The organism is Agrococcus pavilionensis RW1 (genome assembly GCF_000400485.1).
GTDB classification, from domain to species: Bacteria; Actinomycetota; Actinomycetes; order Actinomycetales; family Microbacteriaceae; genus Agrococcus; species Agrococcus pavilionensis.
This window is the reverse complement of record NZ_ASHR01000032.1, coordinates 116761-133224: the sequence shown is the minus strand read 5'-3', so window position 1 is coordinate 133224 and position 16464 is coordinate 116761. Positions and strand designations below refer to the sequence as shown.

The following is a 16464-nucleotide window of genomic DNA, read 5'->3' as shown; positions in this document are numbered from 1 at the left end:
TCCTCGTCGTGGGCGTCAACGGCGTCGGCAAGACGACGACGATCGGCAAGCTCGCGCGCTTCCTCGTGCGCAACGGCCAGTCGGTCGTGGTCGGCGCGGCCGACACGTTCCGCGCCGCGGCGGTCGAGCAGCTCGGCACGTGGGCGCAGCGCGCGGGGAGCGCGATCGTGCGCCCGGAGCGCGAGGGCCAGGATCCCGCATCCGTCGCCTTCCAGACGGTCGAGGCGGCGAAGGCGCACGGGCACGCGATGTGCATCATCGACACCGCCGGCCGCCTGCACACGAAGGGCGGGCTCATGGATGAGCTCGGCAAGATCAAGCGCGTGATCGAGAAGCAGTCGCCGATCGCGGAGGTGCTGCTCGTGCTCGACGCGACGACGGGCCAGAACGGCGTGAACCAGGCGATGGCGTTCATCGAGCACGCCGGCATCACGGGGCTCGTCGTGACGAAGCTCGACGGGAGCGCGAAGGGCGGCTTCATCCTCGCCGTGCAGGAGCGCACCGGCATCCCGATCAAGCTCATCGGGCAGGGCGAGGACATCGACGACCTGACGGGGTTCACGCCGCACGTCTTCGTCGAGCAGCTCGTCGGCTAGGCCCGCTCTCGCGACCGGTCAGCGCGGAGGTCCACAGGACCTCCGCGTCGAGCAGCTCGTCGGTTAGGCCCGCTCCCGCGACCGGTCAGCGAGGAGGTCCACAGGACCTCCGCGTCGAGCAGCTCGTCGGTCAGCCTCCGCTCGTCGAGTAGGCCCGCAGGGCCGCATCGAGACGGGAGGGCTCCGCCTGCTACTCAGCCGTGTCGGGATGCTGCAGCGGCCCGGTGATCGTGAGCCTGCCGCCCTCGATCCGCGCCTGGTCCTCGGTGATGACCGTCGCGTGCGCGCCGCGCACCCACAGCAGCCCGCTCGCATCGCCGGAGCCCTTGTGGCCGACGATGCCGAACTCGCTGCCCGGCAGCGGCAGGCCGACGGTGCCCGGGTGCTTCGAGAGCAGCTCGGGCGTCGCCATCGCGACCGTGCCGGTCTGCACCGTGCCGTACGCGGTGAGCACGATCGGCCCCCACGTCGCGTGCACGCGGCGCACGAGGTCGGCGTCGAGGTCCTGCCCCGCGAGCAGGATGCGGCGCAGCCGCGGAGGCGCCTTGCCGGTGCGGTCGAGCTCGTCGAGCATGCCTGCGAGCTGGCCGGGCGAGGCCGAGAGCACCGAGACGAACCGCTCCTCGATGATGCGGAGCCGGTCGGCCGCGGGCGTGTTCGCGGCGCTCACGAGCGTCGCGCCAGTGAGCAACGACATGCCGAGCAGCTGCAGCCCCTTGCCGCGGTGCAGCGGCGCGCACGCGAGGATCACGTCGGTGCCCTCGACGCCGAGGCGGTCGTGGAGCCCGGCGAGCTGGCGCAGGCCCTGGATGCCGAGCGCCCCTTGCACGTGGGTCGTCACGGTGCCCGCGGACGAGAGGGCGGGGAGCGCGATGCGGACGCGGCGCCGCGTCGACGCGAGCCCCGAACCGTCGGCGCGCGACCACTCGAGGATGCTGGTGGCCGTCACGGTCGGCCCCGGGTGCCACTCCGGCGCCTCGCCGTCGTGGATGAGCAGGGCGTCAGCGGGCACGGCGTCGCGGAGCTCGTCGAGCAGGGCGGGGCGGATCGGCATGACGTCGAGCCCGAGCCGGGAGCCGGCGAGGAGCGCGATGACCATCGCCGGTCCGTCGCACGCGATGACGACCGGCCGGGGCCGCCGCTCGAGCGGCTCGCGGAAGAGCACCGAGGCGGCGCCCTCCGCCGCTTCCCACAGCTCGCCGAAGGTCGCGCTCCAGCCGTCGACGACGAGCGCGAGGTGATCGCGGCGCACGCGCGCGGAGTGGCGGGCGAGCGCCGTGATCGTGAAGCCGTGCTCGCGCACGCTGCGCCCGAGCGAGCGCGCGTGGCTCGGCGGCATCCCTCGAAGGCGCATCCGATCCCCCTCCCGGTGTCGACGCGAACGCAGCACCAGCATGCCAGGCCCGCCCGCTCGGGGAGGCCGAGCCGGGCGCGCGCCCCGCCGGTAGACTCGGGAGCACCATGGCGACCTTCGGCTCTCTCTCCACTCGGCTCACCGAGACCCTCGCGAAGCTCCGCACGAAGGGCAAGCTCTCGGCGGCCGACGTCGACGGCACCGTCCGCGAGATCCGGCGGGCGCTGCTCGACGCCGATGTCGCGCTCGACGTCGTCAAGTCGTTCACCGCCGCGGTGCGCGAGCGGGCGCTCGGCGCCGAGGTCTCCGAGGCGCTCAACCCCGCCCAACAGGTCGTCAAGATCGTCAACGACGAGCTCATCGCGATCCTCGGCGGCGACAGCCGCAGGCTCGAGCTCGCGAAGACCCCGCCGACCGTCATCATGCTCGCGGGGCTCCAGGGCGCGGGCAAGACGACGCTCGCGGGCAAGCTCGCGAAGCACCTGCGCGCGCAGGGCCACCAGCCGCTGCTCGTCGCGAGCGACCTCCAGCGCCCGAACGCCGTGACGCAGCTGCAGGTCGTCGGCAGCCAGGCGGGCGTGCAGGTCTTCGCGCCCGAGCCGGGCAACGGCATCGGCGACCCCGTGAAGGTCGCGCGCGACGGTGTAGCGGAGGCGAAGCGCCGCCAGTACGACATCGTCATCGTCGACACCGCCGGCCGCCTCGGCGTCGACGCCGAGATGATGAAGCAGGCCGCGAACATCCGGAAGGCCGTGCAGCCCGACGAGGTGCTCTTCGTCATCGACGCGATGATCGGCCAGGACGCCGTCGCGACCGCGAAGGCGTTCCAGGAGGGCGTCGACTTCACGGGCGTCGTGCTGACGAAGCTCGACGGCGACGCGCGCGGCGGTGCCGCGCTCTCGATCCGCGGACTGACGGGCAAGCCCATCCTCTTCGCCTCGACGGGTGAGGCGCTCGACGACTTCGAGCCGTTCCACCCCGACCGCATGGCGAGCCGCATCCTCGACCTCGGCGACATCCTCACGCTCATCGAGCAGGCGCAGAAGGCCTTCGACGAGGAGGAGGCCCACCGCCTCGCGGAGGCGATCGCGACCGACGGCTTCACGCTCGAGGACTTCCTCAAGCAGATGCAGCAGCTGCGGAAGGCCGGCAACTTCAAGCAGATGCTCGGGATGCTGCCGGGCGCGAAGGGCATGCGCGAGGCGATCGACTCGTTCGACGAGAAGGAGCTCGTGCGCACCGAGGCGATCATCCAGTCGATGACGCCGCAGGAGCGCAAGCAGTCGAAGATCCTCAACGGCTCGCGGCGGCTGCGCATCGCGAAGGGCGCGGGCGTCACCGTCACCGACGTCAACCAGCTCATCGCGCGCTTCGACCAGGCGGCGAAGATGATGAAGACGGTCGCGAAGGGCGGCATGCCCAACATGCCCGGGATGGGGCCGATGCCGCCGGGCATGCGCGCGCCCAAGAAGGGCGGCAAGCCGCAGGGCAAGCAGCTCAAGCGCTCCGGCAACCCCGCGAAGCGCACCGAGCAGCCCGCGGCGCCCGCCCAGGGGAGCGCGTTCGGCAAGCCGAAGGCGGAGGGCGCGTTCGGCGAGCTCTCGGGCGCGGAGCAGGAGACGCTCCAGCGCATGCTCGGCAACCGGTAGGGCGGAGGCGCGGGGCCGCGCTTTGCGCGCGCGCCGCGGGCAAGGTTAGGCTTGCCTTACTCGCGCATCGATGCAGCGAGATCCCCACCCTTCCGAAACGGAGTACCTCCATGTCCCGTGCCATCCGCACGACGATCGCCGCCGCGGCCGCGATCGCGCTCCTGGCCGGCTGCAGCGCCAACGCGGCGCCCGCCGAGACCGACGCCGCCGCCGAGACGGTCACCGTCCCGTCGAACCTCGGCGAGGTGCAGGTCGAGGTGCTGCCCGAGCGCGTCGCGGTGCTCGACAACACGGCCATGGAGACGCTGCTCGCGTGGGGCATCACCCCGGTCGCGCTGCCCGTGCAGCTCGTCGCGCCCGAGCGCTTCGCCGAGTGGGTCGAGGACGAGTCGATCGCCGACGTCGGCACGCACCGCGAGCCCGACTTCGAGGCGCTCGCCGAGGCCGAGCCCGACCTCATCATCGGCGGCTACCGCTTCGGCGAGTACACCGAGGACCTCGAGGCGATCGCCCCGACGATCGACATCGCCGCGAACGACGAGCACGAGGGCGGCTACGTCGAGGCGCTGCGCCAGCAGACGACCTCGCTCGGCGCGATCTTCGAGCGCGAGGACGAGGCGACCGCGATCATCGAGGAGCTCGACGCATCCGTCGAGGCGGCCACCGAGGCGGCGGCCGGCCAGAGCGTCTTCCTCGGCATCGTCAACGGCGGCAAGCTCGACAACGGCGCGGAGCGCATCTCGCGCCTCTCCGACGCGATCGACATGACCGACGTCTTCGCCGGCGAGGCTGGCGACATCCACCAGGACTCGGGCCTCGCGCCCGAGACGATCGCGCAGGCCGACCCCGACTGGGCGATCGTGCTCGACCGCGACGCCGGCACCGGCACGGAGGACGCGCAGCCCGCGAAGCAGGTCATCGAGGGCAACCCCGCGCTCGCGGGCACGCGCTTCGTGCAGGAGGGCCACATCGTCTACCTCGAGGACGACTTCTACCGCACCGAGGGCGTGCAGGCCTACACCCGCGCCTTCGACCAGGTCGCCCAGGCGATGGCCGACTGATCTCCTTGTGACCGTCAGGACCGCTCGCGAGCGCCGGCTGCTGCCGGCGCTCGCTGGCGTGACCGTGCTGCTCGTCGTCGCCTCGCTCCTCGTGGGCGGCTACGGCATCTCGCTGAGCGGCCTCTTCACCGATCCCGCGCAGCTCGAGATGTTCCTCATCTCGCGCGTGCCGCGCACCCTCGCGCTCATCTTCGCGGGCGTCGCGATGAGCGTCTCGGGCGTCGTCATGCAGCTCATCACGCAGAACCGCTTCGTCGAGCCGACGACCGCGGGCACCTCGCAGTGGGCGGGGCTCGGCATGCTGCTCATCCTCATCACGTGGCCGGACGCCCCGGTCATGGTGCGGATGGTCTTCGCGACCGCCGCCGCCTTCGTCGGCACCCTCGTGTTCCTTGCGATCCTGCGCCGCGTGCGCACGCGCGGGCCGCTCATCGTGCCGCTCGTGGGCATCATGCTCGGCGCGATCATCGGCGGCGTCACGCAGTTCCTCGCCGCCCGCGCCGACCTGCTGCAGTCGATGGCCGCGTGGAGCTCCGGCGGCTTCAGCGGCATCGTGCAGGGCTTCCACGAGCCGCTCTGGGCCGCCGCGCTCGTCGCGATCGTCGTGTGGATCATGGCCGACCGCTTCACGATCGCGGGGCTCGGCGAGGGCATCGCGACGAACCTCGGCATCGACTACCGCGTCATCACGCTCCTCGGCATCTCGGGCGTCGCGCTGTGCTCGGGCGTCACGAGCGTCGTCGTCGGCTTCATCCCCTTCCTCGGGCTCGTCGTGCCGAACGTCATGCGCCTCCTGCTCGGCGACGACCTGCGCCGCAGCCTCCCGTGGATCGCGATCGCCGGCGTCGCGCTGCTGCTCGCGTGCGACCTCATCGGCCGCACGATCGTCGCGCCCATGGAGATCCCCGCATCCGTCATCATGGGCGCCGTCGGCGCCGTCGCCTTCGTCGCGTTCCTCCTGCGCGGGAGGCAGCGTGCCTGACGCCCTGCCGCCGCGCGCCCCGGCTCCGCGCGCGCTGAGCGGCCGCGCGCCGAGCGCCCCCACCGGCACCCGCCCGGCGCTGCGGCTCGCGATCGTCTGGTCGCTCGCGCTCGCCGCGCTCGTCGCGGTGCTGCTCGTCGACGTGCGTGGCCCGCTCGAGCTCGCGATGCCGCGGCGCGCGACGCTCGTGGGCGGCATCCTCGTCGCCTCGTTCGCGCACGCCGTCGCGACCGTCATCTTCCACACCGTGACGTCGAACCGCATCCTGACCCCGTCGATCATCGGCTTCGACTCGATGTACACGCTCATGCAGACGCTCACCGTCTTCGTGTTCGGCGGCTCGGCGATCGCGGCGACCGACGGACTGCCGAAGCTGCTCGCGCAGACGGCGCTCATGGTGATCGCCGCGACCGCGCTCTACACGTGGCTGCTCGACCGCTCGGGGGGCGGCGTGCTGACGCTCCTGCTCGTCGGCGTCGTCATCGGGCTCGCGTTCGACTCCGTCTCGTCGTTCGTGCAGCGCATCCTCTCGCCGACCGACTACGACCTGCTGAGCCTCGAGCTCTTCGGCAGGCTCTCGTCGGTGCAGCCCGACCACCTGCCGCTCGCCCTCGCGGTCTGCGGCGCGGTCGGGGCGGTGGTGTGGATGCGTCGGCGCCGGCTCGACGTCGTCCTGCTCGGGCGCGACGGGGCCACGGCCCTCGGCGTCGACCACCGCCGCGAGCTCATCGTCGCGCTCATCTGCGTCTCGGTGCTCGTCGCCTTCGCGACCGCGCTCGCGGGCCCCATGACGTTCTTCGGGTTCCTCGTCGCGACGCTCGCATACCGCCTCGCGGGCTCCCACAAGCACGCGCACGTGCTGCCGATGGCCGTCGGCCTCGGCGTGCTCGCGCTCGCGGGCGCGCAGCTCGTCATGCGCCACGTGTTCGACGCCGCGGGGCTCGTCACCGTCATCATCGAAGTCGTCGGCGGCATCGCGTTCCTCGCGCTGCTGCTGGGTCGGAGGAGGCCGAAGTGATCGCCATCGAGCAGGTCTCGAAGCGCTACGCCGAGCACGTCGTGCTCGGGCCCGTCTCGAGCGAGGTGCCCGCGGGCGGCATCACGGCGCTCGTGGGACCGAACGGCGCGGGCAAGTCGACGCTCCTGTCGGTCATCGGCCGGCTGCTCGACCCCTCCGCGGGCTCCGTGCGCGTCATGGGCCACGACGTGCAGGCGACGAAGTCGGCCGACCTCGCGCGGATCGTCTCGATCCTCCGGCAGGAGAACCGGCTCGAGGCGCGACTGACGGTGCGCGAGCTCGTCGCCTTCGGCCGCTTCCCCTGGTCGGGCGGCCGCTTGACGTTCGGCGACCAGCAGCACATCGACCGCGCGATCCGCTTCCTGCACCTCGAGGACCTCGCCGATCGCCAGCTCGACGCGCTCTCGGGCGGCCAGCGGCAGCGCGCGTTCGTCGCGATGGTGCTCGCGCAGGACACCGAGGTCGTGCTGCTCGACGAGCCGCTCGCGAGCCTCGACCCGAAGCACGCCGTGGCGATGATGCGCGAGCTGCGGGCGGCCGCCGACGACCTCGGCCGCACGATCGTCATCGTGCTCCACGACCTCAACATGGCCGCGGCCTTCGCCGACCGCATCCTCGCCCTCAAGGAGGGGCAGATCTGCGTCGAGGGCACGGTCGACGAGGTCATGCAGGACGCCGTGCTCGAGCGCGTCTTCGACACACCCGTGCGCGTGCACCGCATCGACGACCGCCCCTTCGCGGTCTTCACGCCCTGACTCCGTCCAGGTGAGGCCCGTAGCGTGACGGCATGGCACGCATCCTGATCCTCGGCGGTCACGGCAAGGTCGCGCTCCTCGCGGAGCCGATGCTCGCCGAGGCCGGTCACTCCGTCCACGCGGTCATCCGCAACCCCGACCACGTCGCCGACGTCCGGCAGGCGGGCGCCGAGCCGGTCGTCGCCGACCTCGAGTCGCTCGACCAGGCGGGCATCGACGCGCTGCTCGACGGCTTCGACGTCGTCGTGTGGTCGGCCGGCGCCGGCGGCGGCGATCCCGAGCGCACGTGGGCGGTCGACCGCGACGCGGCGATGAAGGTCGTGGATGCGGTGGCCCGCTCGGGCGCGCGGCTCGTGATGGTCTCGTACTTCGGCGCGAGCCTCGAGCACGGCGTCTCGCCCGACGAGCCGTTCTACGCGTACGCCGAGGCCAAGGCGCTCGTCGACGAGGCGATCCGCGAGCGCGTCGCCGACTGGGTCATCCTGCAGCCGTCGGGCCTGACGCTCGACGAGGAGTCCGGCATCGAGCTCGACGAGCCGCAGGGCTCGATCGAGTCGGGCGAGATCCCGCGCGCGACCGTCGCGCGCCTCATCGCCGAGACCGTCGCCCATCCGGCCGTCTCGGGCCTCACGATCCGCTGCAACGGCGGCGAGACCCCGGTGCGCGAGGCGCTCGCGTCGCTCCCCGCCTGACCTGCGCCCTCGCGCCGAGTGGCGCCTGCGGCGGGTGAGTGGCGCCTGCGGCGGGTGAGTGGCGCCGCACGCGGAGATTCGCCACTCACGTGCGGAAGCCGCCACTCACGTGCGGGAGCCGCCACTCACGTGCGGGAGCCGCCACTCATGTGCGGGAGCCGCCACTCATGTGCGGGAGCCGCCACTCAGGTGCGGAAGCCGCCACTCGGGTGCGGGAGCCGCCACTCAGGCGCGGGAGCCGCCGCTCGGGCTACAGCTCGATGCTGTACATCCGCGAGCCGTGCTCCTTCACGTAGCCGAGGCTCGCGTAGAGGCCGTGCGCGCCGCTCGGGTTCTCGGTGTCGACGTCGAGCACCGCAGCCTCCATGCCCGCGTCCTCGAACGAGCGCATGCTCGCGGCGAGCGCGGCGATCGCGGCCTTCCGCCCGCGGTACGCGCGGCGCGTGCCGAGCAGGCCCGTGTAGCCGAACGAGTAGCCCCGCACGGGGAAGTCGGCCTCGTAGCGGCTGTTGTACGCGTACGCGACCACGAGCGGCTCGCCGGCGCGCAGCGCTTCGGCCGTCGACGCATCCGTGCGCTCGTCCGCGAGCAGGGCGTCGACGTCGGGCGCGTCGTCGACGACGACGTGCGACCACTCGGGCGCGAACTCGCTGCGCCCGCTCTGCCACTGCTCGAGGGTCTGCGGCTCGCTGCCCCAGTGGTCGCGGAACGCGTCGTTGTGGGCGAGCCGGGTGGCGTCGTCGAGCTCGGGGGAGAAGGGCGCGAGCCGCAGGGAGCCGGCGAGCTCGACCTCGGGGATGGGCGGCGCGCCCGCGCCGAGCGGGCGCTTGAGGTCGGCGAAGAAGCGGCGCGCGGCGAAGCCGGCGCGCTCGAGGAGGCGGTGCCGCACCGCGTCGGTGTCCTCGGCGTAGGCGGCGATGCGAGCGGGGAGCTCCTTGCCGGAAGCCGCGAGCAGCTGCCGGGCGCGCGCGACCTGCCACGCGAGCAGCTCGCGGCCGATGCCCTCGCCGCGCCGCTCGGGATGCACGCCGCCGAAGACGAAGGCGCGCACCGTGCGGACGTCGCCGGGCGCCGTCGTCGCGAAGCCCGCCGCGCGCAGCCGCCCCTCGGCGTCGAAGCCGAGCATCGACTGGGTCGAGAGGTCGACCCACGCTGCCGAGAGCTCGTCGCGCACCTCGTCGACCGTCTCGCGGAACGGGAAGTCGCCGGCCTCGGCGATCGCGTTGTTGAAGTCGGTCACGAGCTGCGCGTCGTCGACCGTCGCGGCGCGCCACGACAGCTCGCCCGCGGTGATCTCGGGCAGGGTCTCGGGCGCCTCGGCGCGCTCGGCGATGGGGGAGAGGTCAGGCACCCGCTCAGGGTAGGGCGCGACGGGCCGTAGGGTCGAGTCCATGACGGATCGACCCACGAGGATCGGCGTGCAGCTCTCGCCGCAGCACGTCACGATGCAGCAGACGATCGACGCGGCCCGCCGGCTCGAGGAGATGGGCGTCGACGCCGTCTTCGGCTGGGACCACTTCTTCCCGCTCACGGGGGACCCCGACGGCGCGCACTTCGAGGCGACGACGCAGCTCGCGGCGTGGGCGGCATCGACTGAGCGCGTGCAGCTCGGCCCGCTCGTGTTCTGCAACTCGTACCGCAACCCCGATCTGCTCGCCGACGTCGCCCGCACGATCGACCACATCTCGAACGGCCGCTTCATCTTCGGCATCGGCAGCGGATGGTTCGAGCGCGACTACCTGGAGTACGGCTACGACTTCGGCACCGTGGGCTCGCGGCTCAACGACCTCGCCGCGGCGCTCCCGCGCATCCGCGCGCGCTGGGAGAGGCTCAACCCGCCGCCCGTCGGCGCCATGCCGATCCTCATCGGCGGAAAGGGCGAGCAGAAGACGCTGCCGATGGTCGCGGAGCACGCCGACATCTGGCACTCGTTCGTCGGTCCCGACGAGCTGCCGCACAAGCTCGACGTGCTGCGGCGCGCGTGCGAGGCGCGCGGCCGCGACATCGCCGAGATCGAGGTCTCGAACGGCGCGAGCGTGCGCGACGGGGTCGGCGGCGTGGGCTTCGACCGGCTCGACGCGCTGCACGCGGTCGGCACGCGGCTGTTCACGATCCCGCTCTCGGGCGACGACACCCCGGACGGCTACGACCTCGAGCGCGTCGAGTCGTTCCTCCGCTGGCGCGACGGCAAGGACGCCTAGAGGGCTACGCGCGCATCGCCTCGGCGAGCTCGGCCATCACGACCGCGTGCCCGCCGCGCTCGAAGGCGGCGCGCTGCCGCGCGGGCCAGCCGCCGGTCGCGAGCACGCGCTCGACGGCGCCGAGCGAGCGCGTCGCGCCGAGGTCGGCGGCGATCGGCGCGAGCCGGTCGGCCGCCTCGGCGATCGCGTCGGCGGCGCGCTGCAGCGTGCCCTGCTCGTCGACGATGACGGTCGCCTCGAGGCCGTCGCGCGCCGCGCGCCACTTGTTCTCCTTCACGAGCCAGTAGGGCAGGTGCAGCTGCGCCTTGCCCTCGTCGAGGTCGCGCGACGCCTCCTCGATGAGGCAGTGGGTGAGTGCCGTGACGGCGGCGAGGTCGTCGATCGACGGCGCGCCGTCGGCGACCCGCACCTCGATCGTGCCGATCTCGGGGGAGGGCCGCACGTCCCAGCGCAGCTCGCCGAGCTCGTCGATGACGCCGGCGCGCAGCATGTCCTCGAGCGTGCGCTCGTACTCGGGCCAGTCGACGAGCATCGGCGGCAGCCCGCCGGTCGGCAGCTGCTGGAACAGCATCGTGCGGTGGGAGGCGAATCCCGTGTCGACGCCTTGCCAGAACGGGCTCGAGGCCGAGAGCGCGAGGATGAGCGGCAGCTTGTCGAGCATCGTGCGCAGGAGCGGCACGGCCTTCGCGCGATCCTCGACGCCGACGTGGTTGTGCACGCCGAAGATGATGAGCCGGCGGCCCCAGTCGCCCGCCTTCTCGACGACGCGCCGGTAGCGCGGGTCGTCCGCCTGCTCCTGCTGCCGCCAGCGGCTCGTGGGGTGCGTGCCGGTGCCCACGAGCGCGAGCCCCATGCGATCGGCCTCGGCGACCGCGCGGTCGCGCATGCCGCGCAGCTCGTCGACCGCCGCATCCGTCGTCTCGTGCACGCCCGTGATGAGCTCGATCATGCCGCGCAGGAACTCCTTGTCGAAGCGCGGGTCGTCGATCGCGGCGAGCAGCTCCTTCGCGTGCGGCGCGATGTCGCCCGTCGAGGGGTCGATGAGGGCGAGCTCCCACTCGACGCCGAGGGTCGAGCGCTTCGAGGAGGCGAAGTCCATGCGGGAAGCGTAGGACCGCGAACCTGAGTGGCGCGCGAGCGGATCGAGGATGTGACAGAATGGGGGGTCGAGCACGCGCCCGACCCTCTATCCGGCGCGCGTCGCTCTCCCAGCTCTACGGGTCGCGCATCTCCCACGTGCGCAGGCCGCGGTGCAATCACGAGAGAACAAAGCAGGAGAACTGTGGCAGTCAAGATCCGTCTGAAGCGCTTCGGCAAGATCCGCGCGCCCTTCTACCGCGTCGTCGTGGCCGACTCGCGCACCAAGCGCGACGGTCGCGTCATCGAGGAGATCGGCAAGTACCACCCGACCGAGAACCCTTCGCTCATCGAGATCGACAGCGAGCGGGCGCAGTACTGGCTCGGCGTCGGCGCGCAGCCGACCGAGCAGGTCGCCGCGCTCCTCAAGCTCACGGGCGACTGGGGCAAGCACACGGGCGAGGGCTCGACCGAGAACCAGGTCAAGCAGCCCGAGGGCAAGAAGGCCTTCGTCGCCGACGAGGCCAAGAAGCCGGTGCTCAAGCCCAAGGCCGAGAAGCCGGCCGCGGCCCCCGCGGCCGAGGCCGCCGAGACCGAGGCTGACGCCTCGGCCGAGTCGACCGAGTCCTGAGATGCTGCGCGACGCTCTCGAGCACCTGGTCAAGGGGATCGTCGATCGCCCTGACGACGTGCGCGTCGGCGCGCGCGACTCGCAGCGCGGCGAGGTCCTCGAGGTGCGGGTGCACCCCGAGGACCTCGGCCGCGTCATCGGGCGCGGCGGTCGCACCGCCGGCGCCCTGCGCACCGTGATCGGTGCGCTCCCCGGAGGACGCCGCGTCCGCGTGGACGTGGTGGACACCGATCGCTAGGCCCGCCGTGCCGGCCCGCACCCAGCTGCGCGTCGGACGGATAGCGAGAGCCCACGGGCTCAAGGGTGCTCTCAAGATCGAGCTCTACACCGACGACCCCGGCCGACGGTTCGTGCCCGGCGCGCGCTTCGCGCTGCAGGTGCCGACGTCGTCGAAGTGGCACGGCAAGTCGATCGAGCTCGTCGAGCTGCGCGTCTACAACGGCAGCCCCGTCGCCTTCTTCAAGGGCGTTGGCGACCGCACCGAGGCCGAGACGCTCGTCAAGGCCGTGCTGTGGGTCGAGCAGGACGCGACCGAGCTGCCGACCGAGCCCGACGCCTGGTACGTGCACCAGCTCGCCGGCCTCGAGGTCTGGCGCGAGGGCGAGCGCGTCGGCCGCGTCGTGCGCGTCGACGCGATGCCCGCGCAGGACATGCTCATCGTCGAGATCGCCGGCGACGAGGTCATGATCCCCTTCGTCAAGGCGATCGTGCCCGAGGTCGACCTGCGCGCGGGCCGCATCGTCATCACCCCGCCGCTGGGGCTCCTCGAGGACCTCGAGGAGGAGGCGCCGACCGAGGCGCCCGCCGCGACCGAGCCCGAGGTTGCCGACGCCGAGCCGAGCGCGCCCGCGGAGGCCGACGACGCATCCGCCCCCGACACCTCGGAGACCGCCGACGACGAGCGGGCGTAGCCCGTGCGCGTCGACATCGTCACGATCTTCCCCGAGTTCTTCGGCGTCCTCGACGTCTCGCTGCTCGGCCGCGCGCGCCGCGAGCAGCTGCTCGAGCTGCACGTGCACGACCTGCGCGACCACACGCACGACCGGCACCGCACCGTCGACGACACCCCCTACGGCGGCGGCGCCGGCATGGTCATGCGGCCCGAGCCGTGGGGCGAGGCGTTCGACGAGCTGCTGGGGGAGGGCGCGGCGGATGCCGTGGTCGTCTTCCCGACGCCGGCGGGCGTGCCCTTCACGCAGTCGCTCGCGCGCGAGCTCGCCGAGGAGCGGCGGCTCATCTTCGCGTGCGGCCGCTACGAGGGGATCGACGCGCGCGTCGCCGAGCACGTCGCCACCCGGGCGCGCGTCATCGAGGTGAGCCTCGGCGACTACGTGCTCAACGGCGGCGAGGTCGCCGCGATGGCGATGATCGAGGCCATCGGCCGGCTCGTGCCGGGCGTCGTCGGGAACCCCGCCTCGCTCGTCGAGGAGAGCCACGAGGAGGGGCTGCTCGAGCACCCCTCCTACACGAAGCCCGCCACGTGGCGCGGGCTCGACGTGCCGGAGGTGCTGCGCGGCGGCAACCACGGGGCGATCGCCGCCTGGCGGCGCGAGCAGGCGCTCGAGCGCACGCGGCGCGTGCGGCCGGATCTGCTGCCGGCCGACGGCGCCGACGCGTAGCCCTCAGCGAACACGCGAGCGTCGCCCGGGCCCGGTCGGTAGATTCGAGCCATGGCCCCCACCGCCTCCTCCACGCAGCGTCCTCGGGCGCAACGGCACTGGGCGCTGCGCGCGTTCTTCTGGGTGATGATCGGCGCGATCGTCGTGCTGCCGGTGTGGATCATGTTCGGCCGCGCGCTCGCGGGCGCGCCGCTCGGCGATGCGCTGCTGCTGCAGGCCTTCCTCGGCCCGGGGCTCGCGATCCTCATCGGCGCGGTCGTCGGCATCACGATCGCGCGCAAGCAGGTGCGGAAGCCCCGCGCGGCGCAGTGGCGCGACGTGAAGCTGCTCGGCCCGTGGCTGCTCGTGATCGCGCTGCTCGGCGTCACGGTCGTCGACACAGGCGGCGGCCGCACGGGGAGCGCCCTCACCGCGTGGTTCGGCGACGGCTGGCTCACCGCGTCGCAGTCGTTCACCGCGATCGGCATCATGGCGACGATCATCGGCGGCGTCGTGCTCTTCTGGCTCCAGGTGCTCGAGCTCGGCCGCGAGACGCGCGCCCGCGTCGAGCGCGCCGTGAACGACCTGCAGGCGCCGCTGCTCGAGCAGCAGGCGCGGCAGGCGGACGCGTCGTTCGAGCGCATCGAGGGGCCGCAGTCGGGTCGCGTCATCGGCCTCGAGGGCGACGACAAGCGCTGATCCGGCCGCCGGCGTTGGCGCGCGGGCCCCGGTTGTGGCAAGATTGCTCGTTGGTGCCTCGCACGGCTTCCGCCTGAGCGCGGCCTCTGCCACAGGGGAGAGAGCGAGCACCGCAACCCCGAACCCATGACGCGGCCGACCTGTGGCGGCTGCAGAGAGCGATACCGCCATGCACATCCTCGACAAGGTCGACGCAGCCAGCCTCCGTTCCGACGTCCCCGACTTCCGCCCCGGCGACAACGTCAAGGTCCACGTCAACATCATCGAAGGCTCGCGCTCGCGCGTGCAGATCTTCCAGGGCGTCGTCATCGGCCGCTCGGGCCACGGCGTGCGCGAGACCTTCACGGTCCGCAAGGTCTCGTTCCAGGTCGGCGTCGAGCGCACCTTCCCGGTGCACTCGCCGGTGATCGACAAGATCGAGGTCGTGAGCCGCGGCGACGTGCGCCGCGCGAAGCTCTACTACCTCCGCGGTCTGCGCGGCAAGGCCGCCAAGATCCGCGAGAAGCGCGACTTCTCCTGATCTGAGCACGAAGCGGGGCCGGCTTGCCGGCCCCGCTTCCGCGTTCGCGCCGGGCGGTTCGTCACGGAATCGTGATCTCGCGCGACGCGTCCAGCGGCTGGCGGCACCCCCGCTCGCCTAGACTTGCCGAGGCGAAAGGGCGCGGGATGACGGACACGGTCGACACGGGGGAGAGCCGTGCCGCGGGGCCGTCCCGACGACGCGGCGCGCTGCTGTTCCTGCGCGACATCGTCGTCATCTTCCTCGTCGCGCTGCTCGTCTCGTTCCTCGTCAAGACGTTCCTCATCCGGCCCTTCTGGATCCCGTCGGAGTCGATGAACGACACCCTGCAGGTCGACGACCGCATCATCGTGAGCCTCCTCACGCCGACGCTCGTGCCCGTCGACCGCGGCGAGATCGTCGTCTTCGAGGACCCGGGCGGCTGGCTCCCCGAGCCGGCGGCCGAGCCGGAGGAGAGCGGCATCGTCGGCGCGATCGACTGGTTCCTCACCTTCGTCGGCCTCGCGCCCGAGGACGACCACGGCTACCTCATCAAGCGCGTCATCGGCCTCCCCGGCGACCGCGTGCAGTGCTGCAACGACTTCGGCCAGCTCACGGTCAACGGTGTGCCGCTCGACGAGCCCTACCTCCACCTCGACGCCGAAGGCCAGCCCGCGAGCGCGCAGGGCTTCGACGTCACCGTGCCCGAGGGCCACGTGTGGGTGATGGGCGACAACCGCAACCACTCGGGCGACTCCCGCGCGCACATCGACGCGCCGGGCGGCGGCTTCGTGCCGATGCAGTCGCTCGTCGGCCGCGCGATCCTCGTCTCCTGGCCGCTCGAGCGCTGGGCGTGGCTCGACGACTTCGAGTCGACGTTCGTGGGCGTCGAGCCGCAGGGCGCGGCGGAGCTCGGGCCGGTGAGCGCCGAGGCGGTGCCGGCGGCATGACGGTCGTGTCGCCGACGCTCGACCACGAGCGCGAGCTCTGGGCGGATGCGCCCGTCGTCATCGGCATGGATGAGGTGGGTCGCGGCGCGCTCGCCGGTCCCGTGAGCGTCGGCGCGCTCGCCCTCCGCGACGGCTGCGGGCCGCACCCCGAGCACCTCCGCGACTCGAAGGCCATGACGGCGCTCCGCCGCACGGCGACGGCCCCGCTGGTGCGCGAGTGGGGCGTGAGCGCCGTCGGGCACGCCTCGAACGACGAGATCGACCGCTTCGGCATCCAGGTCGCGCTGGGCCTCGCCGGCCGCCGCGCGCTCGTCGCCCTCCACGCGCTCGGCGTGCACGTGCCGAGCGCCGCGATCCTGCTCGACGGCACGCACGACTGGCTCGCGCCGGCCCTCCGCGTGCCCGTGCGCACGGTGCTGCGCGCGAAGGCCGACCGCGACTGCGCATCCGTCTCGGGCGCCGCGCTCGTCGCGAAGGTCGAGCGCGACGAGCGGATGGTCGAGGCCGACGCGGTGCACGCGGGCTATGCCTGGGCGTCCAACAAGGGCTACGGCTCGGCCGAGCACCTCGCGGCGATCGCCGAGCTCGGGCCCACGGCGCTGCACCGGCGCACCTGGCTGCGCTCGCTCCAGCGGCCGACCGCCGACGCGAGCATGCCGGCCGCGACCGGGCTCGTGCCCGCCGCGGGCTAGGCTCGCGGCA

General features: G+C 72.7%; 19 protein-coding genes. 16 read left to right on the top strand and 3 right to left on the bottom strand.

Annotation, left to right across the window (positions count from 1 at the left end; all coding sequences use genetic code 11):
* Window positions 1-596 (top strand): signal recognition particle-docking protein FtsY (gene ftsY / locus L332_RS0115665; protein WP_031224210.1); only part of this gene is annotated, 596 nt, incomplete at its 5' end.
* Window positions 597-786: 190 nt separating this feature from the next.
* Here ftsY and L332_RS26900 read toward each other — a convergent pair.
* The gene (locus L332_RS26900) at window positions 787-1950 is read right to left on the bottom strand and encodes an AMP-binding protein (protein WP_158316737.1); all 1164 of its coding nucleotides are present in this window, start codon (window positions 1948-1950) and stop codon (window positions 787-789) included.
* A gap of 107 nt (window positions 1951-2057) precedes the next feature.
* Here L332_RS26900 and ffh point away from each other — a divergent pair, with 107 nt between their 5' ends.
* From ffh to L332_RS26870, 6 genes are all read left to right on the top strand, one after another.
* Window positions 2058-3599 (top strand): signal recognition particle protein, encoded by a 1542-nt coding sequence (gene ffh, locus L332_RS26895; protein WP_021011444.1) that lies wholly within the window; start codon window positions 2058-2060, stop codon window positions 3597-3599.
* Window positions 3600-3709: 110 nt separating this feature from the next.
* Entirely contained in the window at window positions 3710-4660 is a 951-nt protein-coding gene (locus tag L332_RS30805) for a siderophore ABC transporter substrate-binding protein (protein ID WP_021011443.1), read from the top strand.
* Between the two features lie 7 nt (window positions 4661-4667).
* Window positions 4668-5642: an ABC transporter permease gene (locus L332_RS26885; protein ID WP_021011442.1), complete on the top strand. Its 975-nt coding sequence runs from the start codon at window positions 4668-4670 to the stop codon at window positions 5640-5642.
* Window positions 5635-6660: an iron chelate uptake ABC transporter family permease subunit gene (locus L332_RS26880; RefSeq protein ID WP_021011441.1), complete on the top strand. Its 1026-nt coding sequence runs from the start codon at window positions 5635-5637 to the stop codon at window positions 6658-6660. The genes L332_RS26885 and L332_RS26880 overlap by 8 nt, the downstream gene beginning before the upstream one ends.
* Entirely contained in the window at window positions 6657-7415 is a 759-nt protein-coding gene (locus tag L332_RS26875; protein ID WP_021011440.1) for an iron ABC transporter ATP-binding protein, read from the top strand. The genes L332_RS26880 and L332_RS26875 overlap by 4 nt, the downstream gene beginning before the upstream one ends.
* Before the next feature lie 32 nt (window positions 7416-7447).
* Window positions 7448-8107, top strand: a complete 660-nt coding sequence (locus tag L332_RS26870) for an SDR family oxidoreductase (RefSeq protein WP_021011439.1) — start codon at window positions 7448-7450, stop codon at window positions 8105-8107.
* Window positions 8108-8357: 250 nt separating this feature from the next.
* Here L332_RS26870 and L332_RS26865 read toward each other — a convergent pair whose 3' ends face one another.
* The gene (locus L332_RS26865; protein ID WP_021065102.1) at window positions 8358-9458 is read right to left on the bottom strand and encodes a GNAT family N-acetyltransferase; all 1101 of its coding nucleotides are present in this window, start codon (window positions 9456-9458) and stop codon (window positions 8358-8360) included.
* Between the two features lie 40 nt (window positions 9459-9498).
* Here L332_RS26865 and L332_RS26860 point away from each other — a divergent pair, with 40 nt between their 5' ends.
* Complete coding sequence (locus L332_RS26860) at window positions 9499-10308, top strand: LLM class F420-dependent oxidoreductase (protein WP_021011437.1); 810 nt, start codon at window positions 9499-9501, stop codon at window positions 10306-10308.
* Between the two features lie 4 nt (window positions 10309-10312).
* On the opposite strand, the gene L332_RS26855 is transcribed toward L332_RS26860, so the two are convergent.
* Window positions 10313-11407, bottom strand: a complete 1095-nt coding sequence (locus L332_RS26855) for a carboxylate-amine ligase (protein ID WP_021011436.1) — start codon at window positions 11405-11407, stop codon at window positions 10313-10315.
* Window positions 11408-11590: 183 nt separating this feature from the next.
* Between L332_RS26855 and rpsP the strand changes: the two genes are divergently transcribed.
* The 8 genes from rpsP to L332_RS26815 all read left to right on the top strand — a co-directional run bounded on the left by rpsP (window position 11591) and on the right by L332_RS26815 (window position 16454).
* Window positions 11591-12016 carry a 30S ribosomal protein S16 gene (gene rpsP / locus L332_RS26850; RefSeq protein ID WP_021011435.1) on the top strand — a complete coding sequence of 142 codons (426 nt, stop codon included), beginning with the start codon at window positions 11591-11593 and terminating at the stop codon, window positions 12014-12016.
* A 1-nt stretch (window position 12017) separates the two neighbouring features.
* Window positions 12018-12254 (top strand): RNA-binding protein, encoded by a 237-nt coding sequence (locus L332_RS26845; RefSeq protein WP_021011434.1) that lies wholly within the window; start codon window positions 12018-12020, stop codon window positions 12252-12254.
* Window positions 12255-12261: 7 nt separating this feature from the next.
* Window positions 12262-12927 carry a ribosome maturation factor RimM gene (gene rimM, locus L332_RS26840; RefSeq protein WP_021011433.1) on the top strand — a complete coding sequence of 222 codons (666 nt, stop codon included), beginning with the start codon at window positions 12262-12264 and terminating at the stop codon, window positions 12925-12927.
* Between the two features lie 3 nt (window positions 12928-12930).
* Window positions 12931-13635 carry a tRNA (guanosine(37)-N1)-methyltransferase TrmD gene (gene trmD, locus L332_RS26835; RefSeq protein WP_021011432.1) on the top strand — a complete coding sequence of 235 codons (705 nt, stop codon included), beginning with the start codon at window positions 12931-12933 and terminating at the stop codon, window positions 13633-13635.
* A gap of 51 nt (window positions 13636-13686) precedes the next feature.
* On the top strand, window positions 13687-14313 hold the full coding sequence (locus L332_RS26830; protein WP_021065101.1) for a hypothetical protein: 627 nt from the start codon (window positions 13687-13689) through the stop codon (window positions 14311-14313).
* Between the two features lie 169 nt (window positions 14314-14482).
* Complete coding sequence (gene rplS / locus L332_RS26825) at window positions 14483-14833, top strand: 50S ribosomal protein L19 (protein ID WP_021011430.1); 351 nt, start codon at window positions 14483-14485, stop codon at window positions 14831-14833.
* A 146-nt stretch (window positions 14834-14979) separates the two neighbouring features.
* Entirely contained in the window at window positions 14980-15762 is a 783-nt protein-coding gene (gene lepB, locus L332_RS26820; protein WP_021011429.1) for a signal peptidase I, read from the top strand.
* Window positions 15759-16454, top strand: coding sequence for a ribonuclease HII (locus L332_RS26815; protein ID WP_021011428.1), 696 nt, complete (start codon window positions 15759-15761; stop codon window positions 16452-16454). Before lepB ends, L332_RS26815 begins: the two co-directional genes overlap by 4 nt.
* Window positions 16455-16464 lie beyond the last annotated feature (10 nt).

Bases quoted from the DNA above. Each gene is read 5' to 3' on its own strand.
- rplS (WP_021011430.1), top strand. From the start codon at position 14,483: ATGCACATCCTCGACAAGGTCGACGCAGCCAGCCTCCGTTCCGACGTC.
- ffh (WP_021011444.1), top strand. From the start codon at position 2,058: ATGGCGACCTTCGGCTCTCTCTCCACTCGGCTCACCGAGACCCTCGCG.
- L332_RS26830 (WP_021065101.1), top strand. From the start codon at position 13,687: ATGGCCCCCACCGCCTCCTCCACGCAGCGTCCTCGGGCGCAACGGCAC.
- L332_RS26900 (WP_158316737.1), bottom strand. From the start codon at position 1,950: ATGCGCCTTCGAGGGATGCCGCCGAGCCACGCGCGCTCGCTCGGGCGC.
- L332_RS26845 (WP_021011434.1), top strand. From the start codon at position 12,018: ATGCTGCGCGACGCTCTCGAGCACCTGGTCAAGGGGATCGTCGATCGC.
- L332_RS26815 (WP_021011428.1), top strand. From the start codon at position 15,759: ATGACGGTCGTGTCGCCGACGCTCGACCACGAGCGCGAGCTCTGGGCG.
- L332_RS26860 (WP_021011437.1), top strand. From the start codon at position 9,499: ATGACGGATCGACCCACGAGGATCGGCGTGCAGCTCTCGCCGCAGCAC.
- L332_RS26855 (WP_021011436.1), bottom strand. From the start codon at position 11,407: ATGGACTTCGCCTCCTCGAAGCGCTCGACCCTCGGCGTCGAGTGGGAG.
- lepB (WP_021011429.1), top strand. From the start codon at position 14,980: ATGACGGACACGGTCGACACGGGGGAGAGCCGTGCCGCGGGGCCGTCC.
- L332_RS26870 (WP_021011439.1), top strand. From the start codon at position 7,448: ATGGCACGCATCCTGATCCTCGGCGGTCACGGCAAGGTCGCGCTCCTC.
- L332_RS30805 (WP_021011443.1), top strand. From the start codon at position 3,710: ATGTCCCGTGCCATCCGCACGACGATCGCCGCCGCGGCCGCGATCGCG.